The 18,497-nt window shown below is 55.0% G+C and carries 15 protein-coding genes and 1 riboswitch; all 15 genes read left to right on the top strand.

Features of this window, described 5'->3' with window-relative positions; all coding sequences use genetic code 11:
• Positions 1–135 precede the first annotated feature (135 nt).
• The 15 genes from ACTHO6_RS03735 (at position 136) to ACTHO6_RS03805 (ending at position 18,489) form a co-directional block, all read left to right on the top strand.
• Positions 136–1,680, top strand: a complete 1,545-nt coding sequence (locus ACTHO6_RS03735) for a malate:quinone oxidoreductase (protein ID WP_440240082.1) — start codon at positions 136–138, stop codon at positions 1,678–1,680.
• 187 nt (positions 1,681–1,867) lie between these two features.
• Complete coding sequence (locus ACTHO6_RS03740) at positions 1,868–2,860, top strand: ABC transporter substrate-binding protein (RefSeq protein WP_440239513.1); 993 nt, start codon at positions 1,868–1,870, stop codon at positions 2,858–2,860.
• Positions 2,861–2,967: 107 nt separating this feature from the next.
• Positions 2,968–4,155 carry a helix-turn-helix domain-containing protein gene (locus ACTHO6_RS03745; RefSeq protein ID WP_440239515.1) on the top strand — a complete coding sequence of 396 codons (1,188 nt, stop codon included), beginning with the start codon at positions 2,968–2,970 and terminating at the stop codon, positions 4,153–4,155.
• Positions 4,156–4,215: 60 nt separating this feature from the next.
• Positions 4,216–5,244, top strand: coding sequence for an ABC transporter substrate-binding protein (locus tag ACTHO6_RS03750; protein ID WP_440240084.1), 1,029 nt, complete (start codon positions 4,216–4,218; stop codon positions 5,242–5,244).
• Positions 5,241–6,056: an alpha/beta hydrolase gene (locus tag ACTHO6_RS03755; RefSeq protein ID WP_440239517.1), complete on the top strand. Its 816-nt coding sequence runs from the start codon at positions 5,241–5,243 to the stop codon at positions 6,054–6,056. Before ACTHO6_RS03750 ends, ACTHO6_RS03755 begins: the two co-directional genes overlap by 4 nt.
• 440 nt (positions 6,057–6,496) lie before the next feature.
• Positions 6,497–7,885, top strand: a complete 1,389-nt coding sequence (locus ACTHO6_RS03760; RefSeq protein ID WP_440239519.1) for an amino acid permease — start codon at positions 6,497–6,499, stop codon at positions 7,883–7,885.
• A 184-nt stretch (positions 7,886–8,069) separates the two neighbouring features.
• Positions 8,070–9,119 carry an LLM class flavin-dependent oxidoreductase gene (locus ACTHO6_RS03765; RefSeq protein ID WP_440239521.1) on the top strand — a complete coding sequence of 350 codons (1,050 nt, stop codon included), beginning with the start codon at positions 8,070–8,072 and terminating at the stop codon, positions 9,117–9,119.
• Between the two features lie 224 nt (positions 9,120–9,343).
• The gene (locus tag ACTHO6_RS03770) at positions 9,344–11,236 is read left to right on the top strand and encodes a sigma-54-dependent Fis family transcriptional regulator (RefSeq protein ID WP_440239523.1); all 1,893 of its coding nucleotides are present in this window, start codon (positions 9,344–9,346) and stop codon (positions 11,234–11,236) included.
• A 37-nt stretch (positions 11,237–11,273) separates the two neighbouring features.
• On the top strand, positions 11,274–12,107 hold the full coding sequence (locus tag ACTHO6_RS03775) for a lipoate--protein ligase family protein (RefSeq protein ID WP_440239525.1): 834 nt from the start codon (positions 11,274–11,276) through the stop codon (positions 12,105–12,107).
• A 279-nt stretch (positions 12,108–12,386) separates the two neighbouring features.
• Positions 12,387–13,379, top strand: a complete 993-nt coding sequence (locus ACTHO6_RS03780; RefSeq protein WP_440239527.1) for a thiamine pyrophosphate-dependent dehydrogenase E1 component subunit alpha — start codon at positions 12,387–12,389, stop codon at positions 13,377–13,379.
• Positions 13,380–13,396: 17 nt separating this feature from the next.
• Entirely contained in the window at positions 13,397–14,434 is a 1,038-nt protein-coding gene (locus ACTHO6_RS03785; protein WP_440239529.1) for an alpha-ketoacid dehydrogenase subunit beta, read from the top strand.
• 98 nt (positions 14,435–14,532) lie between these two features.
• Positions 14,533–15,843, top strand: coding sequence for a dihydrolipoamide acetyltransferase family protein (locus tag ACTHO6_RS03790; RefSeq protein ID WP_440239531.1), 1,311 nt, complete (start codon positions 14,533–14,535; stop codon positions 15,841–15,843).
• A 12-nt stretch (positions 15,844–15,855) separates the two neighbouring features.
• Positions 15,856–17,235 carry a dihydrolipoyl dehydrogenase gene (lpdA, locus tag ACTHO6_RS03795; RefSeq protein WP_440239533.1) on the top strand — a complete coding sequence of 460 codons (1,380 nt, stop codon included), beginning with the start codon at positions 15,856–15,858 and terminating at the stop codon, positions 17,233–17,235.
• A 126-nt stretch (positions 17,236–17,361) separates the two neighbouring features.
• Positions 17,362–17,700, top strand: coding sequence for a zinc ribbon domain-containing protein YjdM (locus tag ACTHO6_RS03800; protein WP_440239535.1), 339 nt, complete (start codon positions 17,362–17,364; stop codon positions 17,698–17,700).
• 105 nt (positions 17,701–17,805) lie between these two features.
• Positions 17,806–17,995: riboswitch (cobalamin riboswitch) on the top strand.
• A gap of 320 nt (positions 17,996–18,315) precedes the next feature.
• Entirely contained in the window at positions 18,316–18,489 is a 174-nt protein-coding gene (locus ACTHO6_RS03805) for an enoyl-CoA hydratase-related protein (RefSeq protein WP_440239537.1), read from the top strand.
• Positions 18,490–18,497: the final 8 nt, after the last annotated feature.

An 18,497-nucleotide genomic window follows, 5' to 3' on the forward strand; every position in this document is an offset into this window, starting at 1 on the left:
ACATAACTATCAATATATAGCAAATATTTTATTCTAAAGCCAAAAGTGATACACTATATACAGGTTGTAATTATTCCAGAAAAGGTGTGTACTAGGTAGCACCCTGACTTGCAACGGGGCCAGATCAGGAGCCGCCTGCATCTTTTCTCCAAATACCAGCGAGTTAGGACGGTAAACATGAGTAACAGACAAATGCAAACAGACGTTATCTTAATTGGTGCCGGCATCATGAGTGCGACTCTAGGGTCACTGCTGAAAGAATTAGTACCAGACTGGAAAATTACAGTATTCGAAAAGCTCTCCAGAGCGGGAGAGGAAAGCTCTAATGAATGGAACAATGCCGGAACGGGGCATGCTGCACTCTGTGAGCTGAACTACACAACAGAAAAGAAAGACGGAACGATCGACATCAGCAAGGCAATCAAGATCAACGAGCAGTTCCAGGTTTCCATGCAGTTTTGGTCTTATCTCGTAAAAAGCAAGCTGATTAGCAATCCGCAAGATTTTATCATGCCGTTGCCTCATATGAGCTTGGTGCAAGGGGAGAAAAATGTCTCTTTCTTGAGAAAACGTTTCGAAGCGATGTCCAAGAATCCTCTGTTCCAGGGCATGGAGTTTTCGGATGACCCGGAAAAACTGAAGGAATGGATTCCGCTCGTGATGGAGGGTCGTTCCTCGGATGAGCCGATCGCAGCCACAAAGATCGACTCCGGAACGGATGTGAACTTTGGGGCGTTGACGCGGATGTTGTTTGACCACCTGAAGACGAAAAACGTGGAAGTAAACTATGAGCATAGTGTTGATGATATTAAACGTGCCAGCGATGGCTGTTGGGAATTGAAGGTCAAAAATCTCAGGAACGGCATCGTCCAACGCCATAAGGCGAAGTTCGTCTTTATCGGCGGCGGCGGCGGAAGCCTGCATTTGCTGCAAAAATCCGGCATTCCGGAAGGGAAGCGCATTGGCGGATTCCCGGTAAGCGGAATTTTTATGGTCTGTAAAAACCCGGACATCGTGGCGCAGCATCATGCAAAAGTATACGGAAAAGCCAAGGTTGGCGCTCCCCCCATGTCTGTTCCGCATTTGGACACACGTTATATCGATGGCAAGAAATCGTTGCTGTTCGGGCCTTTTGCCGGCTTCTCACCGAAGTTTCTGAAAACCGGCTCCATGTTCGATTTGATTACTTCTGTCAAACCGAACAACGTGTTGACCATGCTGGCAGCAGGCGCGAAAGAGATGGCGCTGACGAAGTATCTGATTCAGCAAGTCATGTTGTCCAAGGAGCAGCGCATGAAAGAGCTGCGCGAGTTCATCCCGAATGCGAAGAGCGAGGATTGGGACTTGGTCGTGGCCGGGCAGCGCGTGCAGGTTATCAAGGACACCGAGACAGGCGGCAAAGGAACTCTGCAATTCGGGACCGAAGTCATTACGGCGGCGGATGGTTCAATTGCGGCGTTGTTAGGTGCTTCTCCGGGTGCTTCTACAGCCGTGTCCGTCATGCTGGAGGTCATTAAAAAATGCTTCCCGCAGCAAGTAAACGAGTGGGAAGCGAAAGTGAAAGAAATGATTCCTTCCTATGGCGTGTCTCTGATGGACAATCCGGAGTTGTTGCAGGAAATTCACACGTACACGGCCAAAACGCTGGGGCTCGACAGGAAAGTCGCTGTCGCCCGGTAGTCGTTAACCACATACAGGAGCCAAGCGGCCTTTCCCATGCCTGTTCGCAGGAGGGAAAGGCCGTTTGTTTGATCGGCCTACATTTTTATTTACCCGTCCAAGCGCATGGTGTATACTACTTTAATGAAAATGATTATCATTATCTTTTGCAGCTAATTCATAAACGGAGAGGGGCTTTCCATTTACCATGTTTAAAAAGAAACGTCTGCTTTCCCTGCTTGGCCTGCTACTGTTGACGACGATTTTGTCCGCCTGCGGCACACCTGCTTCCCCCGCTGCGGAACATACAGGCTCCGGCACATCGGCTACTTCCTCCGCTGCGGCGAAGCCAGAAGAGGCAACAAGAATGTTTACTGACGTACAGGGACGCGAAGTGAAAATTCCGGTTCATCCGCAACGAGTTGTCTACGTCGGCAGCAATCCGGGCGATTTGCTGGCGATTGGCGTCAAGCCGGTCGGTGCGAGCCTGAGCGTGATTGCAAGCCAGGTTGCCTATCCTGAATTGCTTCAAGGAATCGAGGATGTCGGCTATCCGTATTCGCAGGAGAAGGTGCTGGCTTTGAACCCGGATCTCATTATTTTTGACGACTGGGATGTAAAAGGGCTGGAGCCTCTGGAAAAGATCGCTCCGACGGTTGTCACGGGTTTGGATGACGCTACCCCGACAAAAGAGCGAGTCATGCTGATTGCTGACGCGCTTGGAAAAACCGAGGCAGCTGAGGCGTGGTTCAAAACCTACGAGGAAAAAGTGAACGCAACAAAAGAAAAGCTGAAGTTGAAGGGCGACGAGACGGCTGTATCGCTGTTGCTGTTGGGCAAAGAGATGTACATCATGGGGAACCAAGGGCTGAACACGACGTTGTACGGCCAGCTTGGCTTCAAGCCATCCCCTGGAACGCAAAAGCTTGTCGACAAAAACGAACGCTTCGTCACCGTCTCGAACGAAGTGCTTCCCGACTACATGGGATCTGCTATTTTTGTTTTGACCGACGGTAGCGACGAAACGGGCGCTCTACAGAAGCAATTGATGGACAGCGCGTTGTGGAAGACGATCCCGGCCGTCCAGCAAGGCCGCGTGTATATCCTGGACAGCAAATTCAATTTTGACGACCCGATTACCTTGGACAAGCTGCTGGATGAAATCGTGCAGGTCATCTCGGGAAACGCCGGCAAGTCATAATCACGGCATAGCCGTTCATACTGGTCAGAAGAAGCTGCTCGTGCAAGTTGTGCGAGCGGCTTTGCTTTTACCCATTCGTATGGAAAAAGGGCAGGAGGTGGCTGTGCATGTTTCGTCATGAGCGGAATCAAAGCCAAGCAGGCAGCAAGGGTGCGCACATGTCGATGGATGAAGTGCGTGAGTATATCGCCAGCCGATTTGCGGAGCAGCTGTCGATCCAGAGCTTGGCGCAGTTGGCCGGACGCAGCCCCAATTATTTTGGAGAGGCGTTCAAAAAAGCGTATGGGCAGAGTGTCATGGATTATGTGACGGAGCTGCGTATCGGTCATGCCAAGCAGCTTTTGCGCGATACCGATCTGTATATGCGGGAAATCGCACGAAGGGTCGGCTATCAGGATGAGTTTTACTTCAGCAGAAAGTTCAAAAAAGTAGTCGGAGTCTCTCCCTCTGCCTACAGCAAAAACGCGAGAAAGCGGGTAGCCGTCACGTCGTCGGCCGCGATCGGCAATTTGCTCATACTGGGGGTCGTTCCGGTTGCAGCTCCGCTTGATCCGAAGTGGAGTCCGTATTACCACTACTACTATCACGAGCAGATCAAGGTCCATCTGAGCTCGCCAGAAGCCGAGCTGGACGAGGAAAGCCTTCGCAAGCTGATGTCGGCCAAGCCGGACGTGCTGATCCTGCATCAGAAATACGATCCCCTGATTCGTAAGCAGCTCATGACCGCGGGGATTGAATGCGTCGAAATCAGAGGGGCGGATTGGCGGGAGCAGCTCCTCGAAACGGCAGAAGTTGTAGACAGACGGGCACGGGGCGAACAATGGCTGGCAGCTTACGAGACGAGAGTCGCCGAAGCAAGGGAGAGCGTGAGCCAGGCAGTCGGAACCGATCTGTTCATCACGCTTCGCATCTCGGGAGAGCAAATGTACCTCTACAGCAACCGAGGCATTTGCGACCTGCTGTACAAAGACCTGGCGCTGTCGACAATTCCGGAGCAAAAACAATGGTCCAATCAGGAGCTGACGCTCGACGAGTTGGCGCAGCTCAATCCCGACAGGCTGCTGCTGTTGATTTGTCCGAACGCAAGCACCAGGAGGTACTGGCTGACCTTGCAGTACAACACGCCATGGCGGGAACTGGATGCGGTCAAAAACGGGCAGCTATACGTCCTTCCTTCCAACCCGTGGTTTGAATATTCGGCTTTGGCCATGAACCGGATGCTGGAGGAGGCTACCTTGATGCTAACGGGGAAAAATCCAGCCCCGTCACCTGTTCCTGTCCATGGAGTCACGTAGCGGATTGCTTTATAATTCCTTCATATGAGAATGGTTATCATTTGGAGGGGAGCTGTTGTGATGATACATGCGGGAAACAAAGGGCGGGGACGCATTCGCAAACCGTTGGCTCTGCTGTCGGCCTTGTTGCTTGTATCCGGACTGCTGGCCGCATGCGGGACGAATGCGGATGCACCTACGGCACAGGCAAGCAAACAGGAGACAGCGACACAGAACCATACGGCAGATGCAGAACAGAGCCAGGCGGAGCAGACGAGCCTCTACCCGCTGACCGTCAAAGACGAGCTTGGGCATGAGGTGACGATCCCAGCGAAGCCGACCAAAATCTTTGCTCCGGTTATGGAAGACGCTTTGCTCACGTTGGGGATCAAGCCCGTGCGGCAATGGTCGAACGGCGTAAGTCCGCAGGCATACTTGCAGGATCAGCTCGGCAGCGTGCCGCAGATCAGCTTTGCGGGCGGGCAGCCTTCTTTTGAAGCGATTCTGGAGTCGCAGCCGGAGTTGATTATTTTGCACAATGCGTATGCTGTAGAGAACGGCTTGTATGAACAATATGCGAAAATCGCGCCGACGTATGTGTTCAAGCAGGCATCGACTGATTTGAACAGCTCGATTCGCCAGCTGGGCAAATTGCTGGGGGAGGAAGACAAGGCAGCGCAAGCGATCCAAGACTACGCCGACAAGGTCGCGAAGGCAAAAGCTGAGCTGGAAGGAAGGACAAACGGAAAAAAAGCCGCAATCATCCGCTTTAATGCCAAAGGCATGTTTTTCATGAACAGCGATTATTTCAGCGGCTATGTGCTTGCGCATGACCTGGGCTTCGAGCCAAGCAGCCTGGTGAAAGGCGGTGCTTTTGAAGTGTCCCTGGAAATTTTGCCTGAGCTGGATGCCGATTATATTTTCCTCGTGAACGACGGCAATCAGGGAGATTCGTTTGTAAAAGAGTTGAAGGAAAGCGAAGTGTGGAAGAACATTCCGGCCGTGAAAAACGGTCACGTCTTCGAGACATCCAACGACTACTGGCTGAGTGGCGGGTTTATTGCCCAAAGCAAAGTGATTGACGATGTAGTGAGGTTCCTGCAGCCATGAACCACATGACAGAAAGACCTCATATGGCGGAGCGTTGCTTTGCGTACGAAATGACGTCGAGCAGGCAACTCGACTACCGGATTTTGATTGCCGCGCCAAAAGACGAGCCGCCGCCGAGCGGATACGCGGTCGTCTATGCGCTGGACGGGGATGCGCTGTTTCAGACGCTCGCCGAGGCGGTCAAGCTGCAAACCCGCAAGCCGAAGGGTTTTGATCCGATTCTCGTCGTCGGGATCGGCTATCCGTCCAGGGAGCCGTTCGATATGGAGCGGCGTTGCCGCGATTTTACGATCCCGGCCAGGGAAGGAACGCTTCCGAAGCGGCCGGACGGTTCACCGTGGCCGCCGCATGGAGAGGCAGACTATTTTCTCGATTTTCTCGAACAGGAACTGATGCCAGCTATCGCCAGGAAATGGCCGATTGACCCGGCCAGACAAGCAATTGTCGGGCATTCTCTGGGTGGATTGTTCACGTTGCACGCCCTGTTCACCAGGCCGCATCTGTTTACGCATTATGTGGCGGGCAGTCCTTCTGTCTGGTGGGCCGATAACGAGGTGCTCAGAGAAATGGAGCGGTTTCAGGCAAGCTGGCGGGGCGAGGAACAGCGTCATTTGCTGCTGACGATCGGGGCCGATGAACTGGAGGATATGCGCACAGGCGCGGAACAGGTTGCCCGGGGGATGAGTCTGCTCGCGGGGCAGGGACTGCATCTGGAATGGGTGGAATTCACGGGGGAAGATCATGTAACGGTTTTGCCCGCTATGCTCAGCCGCCTGCCGCGGTTTCTGTGGTCTGGCAAAGAACGTTCATAACGACAGAGAACGGATGGGCCGTCAGCAGGAAATGACGGCTCATCCTGTTTTATGGCAGGCCAAACCTATGCAGGACAGACCAACAGAGCGGGACGGGTGGTTTGTTCGGCCCAGAGAAATTTATTTTATTTATCATGTAATTTTTGTTTGTTATAATCTGAATATATTGATTTACCAACTGTTTTTCTGGTGAATACAATTGTTATTATCAGAAAAACATATTACAATAAACAAGTGTTTCTGAAGTAAAGCAAGCTAAAAGGGGGAGAAGAATAATCTTACCAACTAGTAGGAATGCTTTATGAGAAGCACTACATGATGCGCCTGATCGTTTTTTATCAAAGAAAAGTGATCGGTTGCTCATGATGTGTACGAGTAGGCAGTGTTCCACAGCTTTTGTAAAATACAGCTAGCCAAAGCAGAGAGGAAGAAGAACCAAAGTGGAAAAGAAAGAATTAAAAAGGGGTCTGGAAACGCGTCACATTCAGATGATCGCTTTGGGCGGCACCATTGGCGTAGGGCTCTTTATGGGATCGGCAAGTACCATTCAATGGACAGGCCCATCCGTAATGCTTGCTTATGCAATTGTAGGAATTTTTATATTTTTTATCATGCGAGCCATGGGGGAAATGTTGTACGTAGAGCCAAGTACCGGTTCGTTCGCGACATTTGGCTATAAGTACATTCATCCCTTGGCTGGTTATCTGACAGCCTGGAGTAACTGGTTCCAGTGGGTCGTTGTAGGGATGGCGGAGATTATTGCCGTTGGGACGTACATGAAGTACTGGTTCCCGGATTTGCCCGCCTGGATTCCGGGAATGATTGCCATGTTGATTCTCGGGGCTGCGAACTTGGTTTCGGTTAAATCGTTTGGTGAATTTGAATTCTGGTTTGCTATGATTAAAATTGTCACCATCGTTTTGATGATTATTGCCGGATTTGGCCTGATTTTCTTTGGGATCGGCAACGGCGGCAATGCGATTGGATTGTCTAATCTGTGGGAACATGGCGGCTTTTTTGCTGGAGGCTGGACAGGCTTTTTCTTCGCTTTGTCATTGGTTATCGGGGCTTACCAAGGGGTCGAGTTGATCGGGATTACTGCCGGTGAGGCAAAAGATCCGAAGAGAACCTTGACGAGTGCGATTCAAAGCATCATTTGGCGGATTCTGATTTTCTACATCGGTGCGATTTTTGTTATTGTAACCGTTTACCCTTGGAATCAATTGCAGTCGATTGGCAGCCCGTTTGTGGCGACGTTTGCGAAAATCGGGATTACCGCAGCAGCTGGGTTCATTAACTTTGTCGTGATTACCGCAGCGATGTCCGGATGTAACAGTGGAATTTACAGTGCGGGCCGTATGCTGTACACGCTGGGTGTAAACGGACAGGCGCCGAAAATTTTCACCAAGCTGTCCCCTAACGGCGTACCGCTCTTGGGAACGATTGGCGTGCTGATCGGGTTGGGTATCGGTGTGATCCTGAGCTATATCGCGCCGGAAAATCTGTTTGTGTATGTGTACAGCGCAAGCGTGCTTCCTGGTATGGTTCCGTGGTTTGTCATCTTGATTAGCCAAATCCGGTTCCGCAAGCAAAGGGCGGCTGAACTGCGCGATCATCCGTTCAAGATGCCGTTGGCTCCGCTGACCAACTACATCACGATTGCCTTTTTGCTGATGGTACTGGTCGGAATGTGGATCAACGGCGAAACCCGCATCTCGCTGATTGCCGGCATTGTGTTCCTGGGAATCGTGACGATCAGCTTTTATGCTTTTGGCATTGGCAGGGCGGTTCCGCTCGATGAGCAGGCCGGGAACGCCAAGCGGAAATAATCAGAGGGACAATAGATAGGGACATTGGCAACGATGTCCCTATTTTTTATATGTGGGAAATATAGCCGATGTAGTGGGCGGGGTTGAAATTCAAGTTCAAGAATCTTAAAATAAAGATATTGGTTGGTGGAAAGCTACGTGTGTGATGGAAGAAAAATCGCGAGACAGTAAGGGGGCTATTTGCGTGGAAATCGGGGTAAGCACCTTTGTAGAAACGACGCCGGATCCACAAACCGGCGAGGTGATCAGCCATGCGCAGCGTTTGCGGGAAGTGGTCGAGGAAATTGTGCTGGCGGATCAGGTAGGGCTGGATGTGTTTGGCGTTGGCGAGCATCACCGGAAGGATTTTGCGGCGTCTTCTCCCGCGATGGTGCTTGCGGCGGCTGCGCCACAGACCAAGCGGATTCGACTGACGAGCGCGGTGACGGTGCTGTCCTCGGCTGACCCGGTGCGTGTATTCCAGGACTTTGCGACACTCGATGCCATTTCGAACGGGCGCGCAGAAATCATGGCCGGGAGAGGGTCTTTTATCGAGTCATTCCCGTTGTTCGGCTATGATTTGAGAGAGTACGATGAACTGTTCGAAGAAAAGCTGGAGCTGCTGTTAAAAATCCGCGCGTCGGAAAAGGTGACCTGGAGCGGCAAGCATCGGCCCGCCATTGAAAATCTCGGGATATATCCCCGGCCTGTCCAGGACCCGTTGCCGGTCTGGATTGGCAGTGGCGGCAACACACAATCGGTCATTCGGGCCGGACTGTTGGGGCTTCCGCTCGTTCTCGCCATCATTGGCGGCCGTCCGGTGCAGTTTGCGCCGCTGGTCGAGCTGTACAAGCGCGCGGCGATCAAAGGCGGTCACGATCCGCGAACGCTGAGGGTGGCCTCCCATTCGCACGGCTTCATCGATTGGGATACGGAGACGGCGGCAGACAAATTTTTCCCCTCGACTCAGCATGTCATGAACGTTCTCGGACGGGAGCGCGGCTGGGGGCACTATGACCGATCGAGCTTTGACGCGGCCAGAAGCTTTGAAGGCGCGCTGTATGTAGGCGACCCGGAAACGGTAGCGGCGAAGATCATTCACCTGCGCAAACAGGTCGGGGTCACCCGGTTCATGCTGCACGTCCCCGTGGGCACGATGCCGCACGAGCAGGTCATGCAGGCCATTCGGCTTTTGGGAACCGAGGTGGCGCCGCGCGTGCGCGAAGAAGTGGCGAAGTGGGAAGCGGAGCAGTGAGTCGGCTGTCCGGGAACAGGGACGAAGCAGTACGCTTCCACTCGGCCACCCAATCGGCATTGTGTGAGAAAGAAGCACATTCTGCCGGATCAGAGGGGGAGTTTCCCTCTCTGATCGCTTCAACGCGCGCAGCCAGCTCAAAAACAGACAGCCCTTGAAACTTCTGAACATTCGGGATAATCTGAAGGAAAGGATTGATTCGTAAAGCGGAGGGGGGTTGATGCATGTTCGAGGAAAGCGTTTCGTTGCGGGTGTGGAAACGTTTTGTTCAAGAAGGTGTAATGGACTCGGCACGAATCAACAAACGGATTACAGAATCGTGGCATCGCTGCAAAAAAAATCGGGTAAATCCGTATGCAGGAACGGGACAGGTAGTGTTGGCAAAAGACGCGTTGAAAAGAAAGCAGGAGAGCAATCGGCTTTTGCTGGAGCTTGCCTTGCCGCAGATCGACCGACTGTCTCCTTTTATCCACGATGTGGGAATGATCGCGCTCGTGATTGATCCAGAGGGCTACGTACTGAGCATGAGCGGCGAAAAGCGGGCGCTCCTGGATGCGAACGCGATCAATTTCGTCGAAGGCGTGCGCTGGACGGAAGAAGAGGTGGGGACGAACGCCATCGGAACCGCGCTCCTGGCAAAGGAAGCGATCATGGTCAACGGGACGGAGCATTATTCGGTTGCCTCCCATCGCTGGAGCTGTTTTGCCGCGCCGATTCGCGACGAAGCAGGCAATCTGCTGGGGGTGATTGATGTATCCAGCCCGCTGGAGCGCAGCCATCCCCAGACGATGGCGACCGTCATGACGTTGGCGTACTCCATCGAGCAGGCGTGGATGAAGCAGCGGCAGCAGGACGAGCTGGAATTGTTGCAGCGCTCCGTGCTTTTGGCGGACGAACCGGAGCGTCATGTCATCGTCTACAACCAGGAAGAGCGGGTTGTGTACGCGAGTGCGGCCATACGCAAGCAAATCGCTGGCTGGTCGGGACGGACGCGGCGCGAGCTGGCTGAATACGGGCTGATGGAGGTCAGGCAAGCCCCGGTGTTTTCCGGGCGTCATCACGGGCTGATCGGCTGGGTTGTCGATCTGGTCTCTGGCGGCACGCGAACCCCGCGCATTTTTCTCAACAGCGGTCCCGCGTTTCGGTTCAAAGGCGAGGCGGGAACCAGCGCGGCTTTTGCCCGGGTGCTGCGGGAGCTGGAGCGAATCGCGCCTACGGACGGCAATGTCGTGATCTACGGCGAGAGCGGCACGGGAAAGGAGCTGGTGGCGCAAGCGATTCACGACAACAGCCCGCGCCGGGAGGGGCCGTTTGTCGCCGTCAACTGCGGGGCAATCCCGCGCGAACTGATGGAAAGCGAGCTGTTTGGCTACGTCGAGGGCGCCTTCACCGGAGCGCGTCGCCGCGGGTACAAGGGGAAACTCGCCCAGGCCAACGGGGGCACGCTGTTTCTCGATGAGATCGGGGAAATTCCCGTGGCGATGCAGGTAGCTTTGCTGCGCGTTCTTCAGGAGCGAACGGTCACGCCGATTGGCAGTACGGAAGAACAGTCGCTGGATATTCGCGTCATCGCGGCTACACATCGCAATTTGCGCCAGCAGGTGAACGAAGGCAGCTTTCGCGAGGATTTGTACTATCGGCTGCATGTGCTTCCCGTCTTGCTGCCGCCGCTGCGTTCGCGCAAGGAGGACATTCCGTTGCTCATTCGGCATTATTGCCGCAAAAATGGCTATGTCGAGCCGGAGTTGCCGGAGACTTTGCAAAAAGAGCTGATGGCCTACGACTGGCCGGGAAACATTCGCGAGCTGTACAACGTGGTGGAACGTCTCCGGGTGATTCCCAGAGAGGATTGGAAGCGCTTTCTGTCCGGGTTGATTCAGCCCGAGCCGGACCGAGTGTTGGAGCAACCAAGCGCAGATGGAAGCCGGAACGCCGGTCAAGCGGCCAGCGAGCCTGCTTTTTATGAACCGGACTCCTTGCGCTATCGCGAACAACTGGAACGGCAGACGATCGTCCAGGCGCTGGAAAAGAGCGGCGGCAGCGCATCCGTGGCGGCCGAGCTGCTCGGCATTCCCCGCAGTACCTTTTACCGCAAGCTGAAAAAGTATCGGCTCTGAGTCTCTGACGACGAAAACAACAGGGAGGAACGCACGCATGCAACCAACATGGCGACAAACGGCTGTGCAGCTGCTCGATACGACCTCCCGGATGCACACGGGGGAAGTGCTTGTCCCGTTTGGCATCGCCGAAGCGTACGCCCGCCTGTGTGCAAAGGGCGAAAGGACCGCGCCACTGGTTAACCTCTGGCGACATGAAAAAGCGGTGGTGCTGGGTTCGCGAGACGCCAAGCTGCCGCAGGCGGCAAAGGCTGTCCGCGAGCTGGAGGCAAAAGGATATCGCACGGCTGTCCGCCAATCGGGGGGAGCAGCCGTTCCGCTTGCTCCGGGCGTGGTCAACCTGTCGCTGGTGCTGCCTGTCGGAGCTTACGACTTGAACCCCGAGCCGTTTTTCGTGCAAATGGTCGAGCTGATTCGCGCAGCTTTGGGCACCGACGGAAAACGCATGCGCAGCGGGGAGGTGGCAGGCTCCTATTGTCCGGGGACGTATGACCTTGCCATCGACGGCTATAAATTTTGCGGGATTGCCCAGCGGCGTTTGACGCGCGCCGTTTCCGTGCAGGCATTCATCAATGCCGAGGGCTGCGGGCGCATGTACGGAGAGATTGTCCAGTCCTTTTACGAGACGGCTGCCCAAGGAGCGTTTGCCGAACAATATCCGCAGGTGCAGCCTGAACGGATGGCAAGCCTGTCCGAGCTGGGCGTGCCAGGAGGAGCAGCAGGGATGGCCGCACGAATACACGAGGTGCTACATACACAGGCAGAAGCATCCCTGACGCTAATGGATGTCTGCCCGCCATGGCTTGCCCGGGAGGCAGAGACTGCGCTCCATACGTTAAAACAAAGGCAGCGTCATCTGGTCGGTTCTTGAGAACCGGCTTATTTTATTTTCGCGCTGACCAGGCCGGGCCAGAAGCAGGAGCAGGCGCGGTTCTCCGTGAGAAAACGAGAAAAAATGAGACAAAATGGGACGGCGTCTCCGTTTGTCTCACCAGAGAAGGACGTGTCTCAGTGAGAATCGTCGGAATAGTGGCGCAGATACACGCTTTTGGCGGACAAGCCCCAGACTGGCACAAGGATTGCACATAGAAAAGGGCAAGAGCGATCGACCGGTCGTTCCAGACAAGTCACGACGGAGGAGGCGTATCTGATGAAAGGAATCCAGGCGGAAAAACAGGTGCTGTCCCGTGAACAGGCGAAGTGGATGTACCGCAAAATGCTGGAGATTCGCAAATTCGAGGACGCGGTTCACGTGTTGTTCGGACAGGGCAAGCTGCCAGGCTTTGTCCACTTGTATGCGGGAGAAGAGGCGATTGCGGTTGGGCTGGGCGTACATTTGAACCAGCAGGACAGCATTACCAGCACGCACCGTGGTCACGGCCACTGCATTGCCAAGGAATGCGACTTGAATGGAATGATGGCGGAGATTTACGGCAAGGCGACAGGGCTGTGCAAAGGCAAGGGCGGCTCGATGCACATCGCGGACCTGAACAAAGGCATGCTGGGGGCAAACGGCATTGTCGGAGGCGGATTCCCGCTGGCGTGCGGCTCGGCGTTGACAGCCAAGCTGAAAAGGACCAATGCGGTCAGCGTATGTTTCTTTGGAGATGGCGCAAACAACCAGGGAACCTTCCACGAGGGCTTGAATCTGGCGGCGATCTGGAAGCTGCCTGTCGTGTTTGTGGCTGAGAACAACGGGTACGCAGAGGCGACGCCGTTCACATACGCTTCCAGCTGCACACATATCGCCGATCGTGCAAACGGTTACAATATGCCGGGCGTGCGAGTGGACGGCAAAGACGTGCTCGCTGTTTACCGGGCGGCGGAGGAAGCAGTAGCCCGTGCGCGGCGCGGCGAAGGCCCTACGCTGATCGAATGTGTGACCTACCGCAACTACGGGCATTTCGAAGGGGATGCGCAGAAATACAAAAAAGAGAGCGACAAAGAGGAGCATCTGAACGAAAAGGATGCGATCGCGACGTTCCGTAAACATTTGTCGGCATCGCAGACGCTTGCAGACACGGAGCTGACGGAAATCGAGCAGTCTGTGGAAGCGGCGATCCAGGAGGCAATCCGCTTTGCCGAGGAAAGCCCGTATCCGAATGCCGATGAGCTGCTGACTGACGTGTACGTGTCGTACTAAGAGAGGGGGATGGGGACATGACGAGAAAAATCAGTTTTTCTGCTGCTGTAAACGAAGCGATGAAGCTGGCGATGAGAGCCGATGAGAACGTGATTTTGCTGGGGGAGGATGTGGCAGGCGGCGCGCAGGTGGATCATTTGCAGGACGATGAAGCGTGGGGCGGCGTGCTGGGTGTAACCAAAGGGCTTGTGCAGGAATTTGGCCGCGACCGCGTGCTGGATACGCCGATCACCGAAGCAGGCTACATCGGGGCCGCGATGGCGGCTGCGGCAACCGGAATGAGACCGATTGCCGAACTGATGTTCAACGATTTTATCGGCAGTTGCCTCGACATGGTGATGAATCAGGGAGCGAAATTCCGCTATATGTTCGGCGGCAAGGCGCAGGTGCCGATCACGATTCGTACCATGCACGGCGCCGGATTCCGGGCGGCGGCCCAGCACTCGCAGAGTCTGTACGCCATGTTCACGCACATCCCGGGCATCAAGGTAGTGGTGCCGTCTACACCGTACGAGGCAAAAGGCTTGCTGCTTGCCGCCATCGAGGACAACGACCCGGTCATTTTCTTCGAGGACAAGACGCTGTACAACACGACGGGAGAAGTTCCGGAAGGTTACTACACGATTCCGCTGGGGGTAGCCGACATCAAGCGGGCAGGCAGCGACCTGACGATTGTCGCGATCGGCAAGCAGGTGCAGACAGCGCTTGCGGCAGCCGACCAATTGGCGAAAAAAGGAATCGAGGTCGAGGTAGTCGATCCGCGTTCGCTGTCGCCGCTGGATGAGGATACGATTTTGGCTTCCGTGGCGAAAACGAATCGTCTGATCGTGATTGACGAGGCGAATCCGCGTTGCAGCATCGCTACCGATATCGCCGCCCTTGTGGCGGATAAAGGCTTCGATACGCTGGATGCGCCGATCAAGCGGATTACAGCGCCGCATACCCCTGTTCCGTTTTCCCCGGTGCTGGAGGACCTGTATTTGCCATCACCGCAGAAGGTCATTCAGGTCGTGTCGGAAATGATCGGGGACGCTTCGATTACCGCCGTTTCCTGATCGACTGGGCAGCACCCGGCTGTCGGCAACGAGCAAATGCCGGGTGCTTTTTCGGCTGAACACAAGCGCATAGGCAAGGCAGGAGAGGAGAGAGCGAAATGGCAGAAAATATCATCATGCCCAAGCTGGGAATGGCAATGGTGGAAGGAACGGTTATCGCCTGGAAGAAGCGCGAGGGAGAGGCGGTAAAAAAGGGCGAAGGCATCGTCGACATCAGCTCGGAAAAAATTGAAATGGAAGTAGAGGCCGCTACAGATGGCGTGCTGTTAAAAATCGAGGTGCCCGAGGGCGGCGTGGTCCCCTATGGCACGGTGCTGGGGGTGATCGGACAGCCAGGAGAGCAGGTAGGCACGGCCTCTGCCGCCGTGTCGGTCAACGCGACTGCCGAGTCGGCCGCTGCGCTGGCGGTTGCGGATGAGCAGCGGACAAAAGCAGGAGAGCCAGCGGCAACAACGGCAACTGCCGTACTGGACCGTCCGCGGGAAGGCATCAAAATCTCCCCGGTGGCACGTAAAATGGCGGAGGAAGCGGGCATTGACTACACCAGGCTGACGGGCACAGGGCCGCAGGGCCGGATTACCAAGGAAGACGTGGAGCGCGTCATTCAGGCTGGCGGACAAAAAGCGCTGAATGAAGTGGCACAAGATGCCGGAGCGCAGAAGAGCGCTGCACCTGTTGCGGAGGGCAGCGGTCGGGCGGTCTCCACCGTCTCCGAAAAGCAGCCCGAGCGCATTCCTGTCTCCGGCATGCGCAAAGTCATCGCCGAGCGGATGCATCAGAGCTTATTGCAAAGCGCCCAACTGACGATCACGATGCAGGCGGACATCACCGAGCTTTTGCAGCTGAAGGAAAAGCTCTCGTCAGAAATGGAGCGCCGCTATCAGCTCAAGCTGTCCGTTACCGATTGGATTGCCAGGGCAGTCGTTCTGTCGCTTTTGCGGCACAAGCAGATGAACAGCGCGTATGTGGGAGACCGGATCGAGCTGTACGAAGAGGTTCATCTGGGAATCGCCGTCGCGCTGGAAAAAGGTCTGGTCGTCCCCGTCATTCGCCAGGCCGAGCATAAGACGCTGGCCGAGCTGTCCAGCGAACTGAAATCCGTCAGCGCCCGGGCCAAACAAAATCAGCTGGCGCCGGAAGAAATGAAAGGCTCTACCTTCACGATCACCAATCTGGGCAGCTATGGCGTGGACACCTTTACGCCTGTGTTGAATCCGCCGGAAGCCGGGATATTGGGCGTCGGAGCGGCGAAAGACACGCCTGTATTCGTCGGCGACGAGCTGAAGCGCCGCACGCTGTTGCCGCTCTCCCTGACGTTTGACCACAGGGTGCTTGACGGCGCTCCGGCTGCGGCGTTTTTGGCGACAGTCCGGTCTTACCTGGAAGAACCGCACAGCCTGCTGGTCTAGGGAGGGAAGAGCATGTACGATATCGCGATTATCGGCGGCGGACCAGCGGGTTACGTGGCGGCGATCACGGCGGCGCGCGCCGGAAAGCAGGTGGTGCTGATCGAGCAGAAGGAACTGGGCGGCACCTGCCTGAACGAAGGCTGCATGCCGACCAAAGCGCTGCTGGAGTGCGCGGACACGTATCGTCAGGTACTGCACGCAGATCGCTTTGGCATCGAAGTTGCTGGTGACGGGGTGCGGGTACAGTGGGACAAAATCCACGCCTATAAACAGAGTGTGGTGCAAAAGCTGACAGGCGGCGTACAGTACCTGATGAAACGCAACCAGGTGCAAGTGATGCGAGGGCGCGCCGCCTTTCAAAACGAGCGAGCCTTGCAGGTGGAAACGGCAGACGGTACGAGCAGCGTAGAGGCGGAGAAGTTTATTATAGCGACCGGGGCGGAGCCAATCGCCCTGCCGTTTGCTCCATTCGACGGAGAGTGGATTTTGAATAGCAGCCACTGCCTGCAATTGGAAAAGGCACCGCCCGTGCTGCTCATCGTGGGCGGAGGAGTGATTGGCTGCGAATTTGCTTCGGTGTACAGCAGAATGGGCAGCCAGGTCGTCATCGTGGAGATGGCCGAGCAATTGTTGCCCGGAGAAGACGCTGACATCGCGGTGTTTCTGGAGCGCGGCTTGAAGCAGGAGGGCGTGCAGCTGCATCTGGCAAGCCGTGTGGAGGCACTCGATCGGACGAACAGGCTGGCGCGTATCCGTACTCCGGAAGGCGTCAGGGAACTCACGGCAGATGCCGTCCTGGTCGCGATCGGAAGAAAGCCGCGGCTGGACGGACTTTTGCTAGAGCGGGCCGGGGTGCAAGCGACAGCGCGCGGGATCGAGGTAAACGAGCGCTTGCAGACGAGCCAGCCGCATATTTATGCCGCAGGGGATGCGCGCGGAACGATTCAGCTTGCCCACGTAGCTTTTCACGAAGGCGAGGTCGCTGCCCGCCAGGCGTGCGGCGAGGAAGCGATCCTCAACCTGCGGGCTGTACCCCGCTGCATGTATACCTCCCCGGAGGTGGCTTCTGTCGGGCTGACAGAGCGACAGGCCAGAGAACGATACGAAGGGCTGCTCGTCGGCGAGTTTTCTTTTTCGGCCAACGGCAAGGCGATGATTGTGCAGGAAGCCGCAGGCAAAGTAAAAGTGCTGGTCGAGCCAACGTACCACGAGATCGTCGGCGTGACGCTGGTCGGCCCTCTGGCAACAGAGTTGATCGGGCAAGCCGCGCTGCTCCTGCATGCGGAAATGACAGCAGATGCGATGGAGAGCTTTATCGCCCCCCATCCTACGCTATCGGAAGTGCTGCTGGAGGCGGTTCGCGGCGCGTTGGGACATGCGATTCACGGATAACGCTACAATCCGAGGAACGGCGGTTCATGGCTGGGGTGTGGTTTCGTTCGGGATTTGGCAGCAGCCATGCATGAAAAGCCATCCTATGTTACAATGAGCCGAAATGGGATGGAGGTATAAAAAAACATGAGTACATTGCCAAACTGCCCCAAATGTCATTCCGCGTACACGTACGAGGATGGAAGCATGCTCATTTGTCCGGAATGCAGCTACGAGTGGACATTGCAGGCACAAGCCGAGGACAGCGGTGAAAAAGTAATCAAGGACGCCAACGGAAATGTCCTGCAAGACGGCGATACGGTCACGGTCATCAAAGACCTGAAAGTAAAAGGGAGTTCGATGGTCGTGAAAATCGGCACAAAGGTCAAAAACATTCGCCTGGTGGACGGCGACCACGATATCGATTGCAAGATCGACGGGTTGGGTGCGATGAAACTGAAATCAGCGTTCGTGAAAAAAGTGTAGAAGCGTCAGGCCAGCTTTCCGAGAGAAGCTGGCTTTCTAGCACCCATTATATAGAAAAGAAACCGATTGTTAATTTTCTGAATAGATGTTATATTCAGGGCAAACTAAATACGTGTACAAACAGGTGCAGATAGCGTTATCTGCTTAAAAGGGAAGTACGGTTAGAATCCGACGCTGTCCCGCAACTGTAATTGGGAGCGATTCGAAGATGCCACTGTTTTCGCCAGCCGAAAATGGGAAGGTTCGAAAAGCGATGAACATAAGCCAGGAGACCTGCCTGTTTGAGCACAACATCAATACCTACGAGGATAGGGGGTGTTAAGTGCGAAATGGATGGGCGTGTTTTTGATTTTGACAATCGGCATGCTTATTTCGGTATTCATTCGCCTCTTAACAACTTCTGCAGAAGTTGTTTTTTTTGTGCGGATTTTCAGGAGGGTACGTGACGGATGAATGACTTTAGGTTTGGGACAGTCGAGTATTGTACCAACGATTTTCAGACGTGCATAATGAACAACTTGACGATAGAGAATCCGAGCGTGATCAAAGCCCATTACACGAAATGAAAGGGCGAGATTATCCGGCGATAGCCACTCCCTGATAGAAGGCAAGAGCATGACGAGCGTTGCGCGGGCAATGGCGTGCATCACGCACAGCGAGAGGGGAAGCATGGCGGAAGGGCTGGAAATAGAATGGCAAAAATTTGCCGAGCTGTTCGCGACAGCCGATGCCAAAGAAGGGATTCAAGCGTTCATTGAGAAGCGAAAGCCGCATTTTACTCATTCCTGAAAAGGAGG

It is taken from the genome of Brevibacillus sp. SAFN-007a (assembly GCF_051967035.1).
Classification (GTDB): domain Bacteria; phylum Bacillota; class Bacilli; order Brevibacillales; family Brevibacillaceae; genus Brevibacillus.

What these genes read in the sequence shown, in the direction of transcription:
- ACTHO6_RS03740 (WP_440239513.1), top strand. Translation starts at nt 1,868, where the DNA reads ATGTTTAAAAAGAAACGTCTGCTTTCCCTGCTTGGCCTGCTACTGTTG.
- ACTHO6_RS03745 (WP_440239515.1), top strand. Translation starts at nt 2,968, where the DNA reads ATGTTTCGTCATGAGCGGAATCAAAGCCAAGCAGGCAGCAAGGGTGCG.
- ACTHO6_RS03750 (WP_440240084.1), top strand. Translation starts at nt 4,216, where the DNA reads ATGATACATGCGGGAAACAAAGGGCGGGGACGCATTCGCAAACCGTTG.
- ACTHO6_RS03755 (WP_440239517.1), top strand. Translation starts at nt 5,241, where the DNA reads ATGAACCACATGACAGAAAGACCTCATATGGCGGAGCGTTGCTTTGCG.
- ACTHO6_RS03770 (WP_440239523.1), top strand. Translation starts at nt 9,344, where the DNA reads ATGTTCGAGGAAAGCGTTTCGTTGCGGGTGTGGAAACGTTTTGTTCAA.
- ACTHO6_RS03775 (WP_440239525.1), top strand. Translation starts at nt 11,274, where the DNA reads ATGCAACCAACATGGCGACAAACGGCTGTGCAGCTGCTCGATACGACC.
- ACTHO6_RS03780 (WP_440239527.1), top strand. Translation starts at nt 12,387, where the DNA reads ATGAAAGGAATCCAGGCGGAAAAACAGGTGCTGTCCCGTGAACAGGCG.
- ACTHO6_RS03785 (WP_440239529.1), top strand. Translation starts at nt 13,397, where the DNA reads ATGACGAGAAAAATCAGTTTTTCTGCTGCTGTAAACGAAGCGATGAAG.
- ACTHO6_RS03790 (WP_440239531.1), top strand. Translation starts at nt 14,533, where the DNA reads ATGGCAGAAAATATCATCATGCCCAAGCTGGGAATGGCAATGGTGGAA.
- lpdA (WP_440239533.1), top strand. Translation starts at nt 15,856, where the DNA reads ATGTACGATATCGCGATTATCGGCGGCGGACCAGCGGGTTACGTGGCG.
- ACTHO6_RS03800 (WP_440239535.1), top strand. Translation starts at nt 17,362, where the DNA reads ATGAGTACATTGCCAAACTGCCCCAAATGTCATTCCGCGTACACGTAC.
- ACTHO6_RS03805 (WP_440239537.1), top strand. Translation starts at nt 18,316, where the DNA reads ATGACGAGCGTTGCGCGGGCAATGGCGTGCATCACGCACAGCGAGAGG.